Origin of the sequence: Luteimonas salinisoli (genome assembly GCF_013425525.1) — a bacterium.
Classification (GTDB): Bacteria; Pseudomonadota; Gammaproteobacteria; order Xanthomonadales; family Xanthomonadaceae; genus Luteimonas; species Luteimonas salinisoli.
The window spans coordinates 1-2,585 of sequence record NZ_JACCKA010000052.1; the positions used below are offsets into that span (position 1 = coordinate 1).

A 2,585-nucleotide genomic window follows, 5' to 3' on the forward strand; every position below is an offset into this window, starting at 1 on the left:
CTAGAGCGTGTTATGAACTTTGAAGGATCGCTGCAGCATTACCGAGCATGAGGATAGTGAAGACAACGAAGTGCAGCCCGGCCAAGGTTTCTGGCAATCGCTCGTAGTCGCGGGCCAGTCGCCGGAAGCGGTTGATCCAGCCGAAGCTGCGCTCGACCACCCAGCGCCGGGGCAGGAGCACGAAACCCTTCTTTGCTTCCGGCAACTTGACCACCTGTAGGTCGATGCCTTCTTCTTTCGCTGCTTCAGCCGGCTCTTCTCCGGTGTAGCCCTGATCCACGAAGGCCAACTTCACTGTTTCGCCCGTCACATGCTGCACGTCCTGCGCCAACGAACGTACCTGTGCACGCTCCTGCTCGTTCGCTGGCGTAACTTGGGCTGCCAGCAGATAGCCCAACGTATCGACCGCCATGTGCACCTTGCTGCCCTTCTTTCGCTTGTACCCGTCATAACCCGCACGTGGCCCGCTTTCACAGGTCGATTGCAGCGTACGCCCGTCGAAGATGGCGGCACTGGGCTGACCTTGCTTACCCTGTGCAACGCGAAGGATCGAACGCAGGTCGCTGACCATCGCTTCGAAGCACCCGGCTTGCAGCCAGCGCTGGGTCTGCTGGTAGACCGCCTCCCAAGGCGGGAAGTCGTTGGGAAGCAGGCGCCAGGGCGCGCCCGCCCGCGCCATCCAGCGCAGCGCATTGAACATCGCGCGCAGCTCGTACTTACGCTGCGGCGCCTGTTCGGTCATCAGGGTCAGGTAGGGCGCGGCGAAGGCCCATTCCTCGTCGGATACATTGGTCGGATACGGCTTGCGGGGCGTCATCCGCATACCATAGCCTTGGCGCATCAAAGTTCATAACACGCTCTAGGGTATGTGCCCTAAGTCCACTGTCCGAAGAACCGGGGTCACTCCACTCTGACCCCGTTCTTCTTCTCGCCACCTCTGTTCTCCACTATTCTCCTTCGCAATCATGGGCATTATCTACTCTTGTATTCAAGTCAACCGTTATTCTCGTCACCCCCTCAGCCTCTTCTCCAGCCTCATTCCTTACCGGCACTCTATCTCCTAACCATTGACATGTGGATGGGACCAGCTGAATCATGAACCCATGATTTTCATCTGCCTGAAAGGAATATCTGCCTTCCTTATCACTGAAGGCAACAGAGATAGTTGTCATTTCCGGAAGCTGCGGCGGCATTTGATCTCCCACCAGCAACAGATGAATTTCCGCACCCTCGAGGACTTGACCTGTTTCCAAATAGCGCACTGTACCCGCAATCTCCAAAGGCCTGTCCTGTGCGCAGCCCGTAAAAGTCACTGCAGCCAACAGCAAACCGCTAGCGACCCATGACCGCATCGATTTGATCCCCATAAGAAAGAAAGGCCTTTTGCACGATATTTGAATGACCAACATCAGCATCAACCCCCATGTTCACGTTGAACGTAGACTCCCCAAAAACGAGACCGCCACGAAATGTATTGAATCTAATTTCCCATTTGTTCTGTTGATAAAAATTCAATACCACGCCAACATTATAACCAACCCCGAAGTTAAATATACCTGGAACATACTTATTATGCGCGTCGAACAAGACTAGACCCTGAACTCTTATCCCTTTTGCTGACAGCAAATTAACAAAAGTAATGGCGTCATGGCCTCCAGCGCTGTATCCGATTGAGTATATTCTGCCGTTCTTGTGGTCAGAGATGAAGCTCGAAGCGTCACTAACAGCCGCCGACACTTGGCTGTTATCGCCCCAAGCTGAACTATCGTACTGCTTTGCGCTGTATCGCCTAGACGTTTCGTTTCGGAACGCGGCATTGTCTCCGCTATTTGCCCCGCCAGCACCATCGAAAGCATATGCTTTGCTGGGAATGCTCCGCATAGGAGCAGATTGCGTCGTGGCTCCTCCGGTGCTTCTACAGGTGCCATCGTCGTTCGTGATACGCGAACCCGTACACCGCCCATCCGGATCGTAAAACCGATACGGATTGCTGTTGGCGTAGCGGTAACGATGGAACTGCCCCACCGGGCTGCTGAGCGCCGTCACCGGATCAACGGACAAGAACGCCCCAATCCCCGCATCGTAATACCGCTGCTGCATGTAAATCAGCTCAGTCGCCGCATCCTGCACGTGCCCGGTATACCCCGGCCCGTCCGCCACCGCCGGGGTCAGCTGCGCCCCGTATGGCTCGTACTCCCGCCGCTCGATCACCGCCCCGTTGGCGTCGGTCACCGCCACCACGCTGCCCAGCGCGTCGGTGTGGATGTAGCGCACCGTCTCCGCCGCATGCGACGCCTGCGCCAGCCAGCACAGCAGGCACAGCGCCCAGAGCTGCAGCCCCTTCATGGCGAGTCCTCCCCGGTCGCGTCCTCATCCGGGGCGGCGGCCTCGTCCGCGGCGTCCTCCTGCCCGGTCACGTCCTCATCCTCTGCCATCATCCCCATCGGCCCCACCGGCTCCGTCCACGGCGAGCAGCCGTAGGTGTTGCAGGCCTGCACCCGGTACTGCGATCCGCACGGGGTGTTCAGCATCACCGACGTCACCCCCAGGTTCGAGCTGCCCGGCACCATCGCGTAGGTGGTCGC

At 57.9% G+C, this 2,585-nt stretch carries 4 protein-coding genes; all 4 read right to left on the reverse strand.

What is annotated here, in order from left to right; genetic code table 11:
• Positions 1-10: 10 nt before the first annotated feature.
• Positions 11-817 (reverse strand): IS5 family transposase, encoded by an 807-nt coding sequence (locus H0E84_RS08145; RefSeq protein WP_180678149.1) that lies wholly within the window; start codon positions 815-817, stop codon positions 11-13.
• Positions 818-947: 130 nt separating this feature from the next.
• Positions 948-1,322: a hypothetical protein gene (locus H0E84_RS08150; protein ID WP_180678150.1), complete on the reverse strand. Its 375-nt coding sequence runs from the start codon at positions 1,320-1,322 to the stop codon at positions 948-950.
• A gap of 10 nt (positions 1,323-1,332) precedes the next feature.
• Complete coding sequence (locus H0E84_RS08155; RefSeq protein ID WP_180678151.1) at positions 1,333-2,346, reverse strand: RHS repeat-associated core domain-containing protein; 1,014 nt, start codon at positions 2,344-2,346, stop codon at positions 1,333-1,335.
• On the reverse strand, positions 2,343-2,585 hold a 243-nt coding region (locus tag H0E84_RS08160), incomplete at its 5' end, for a hypothetical protein (RefSeq protein WP_219339643.1). The genes H0E84_RS08160 and H0E84_RS08155, both read right to left, overlap by 4 nt.

Bases quoted from the DNA above. Each gene is read 5' to 3' on its own strand.
- H0E84_RS08145 (WP_180678149.1), bottom strand. From the start codon at position 817: ATGACGCCCCGCAAGCCGTATCCGACCAATGTATCCGACGAGGAATGG.
- H0E84_RS08155 (WP_180678151.1), bottom strand. From the start codon at position 2,346: ATGAAGGGGCTGCAGCTCTGGGCGCTGTGCCTGCTGTGCTGGCTGGCG.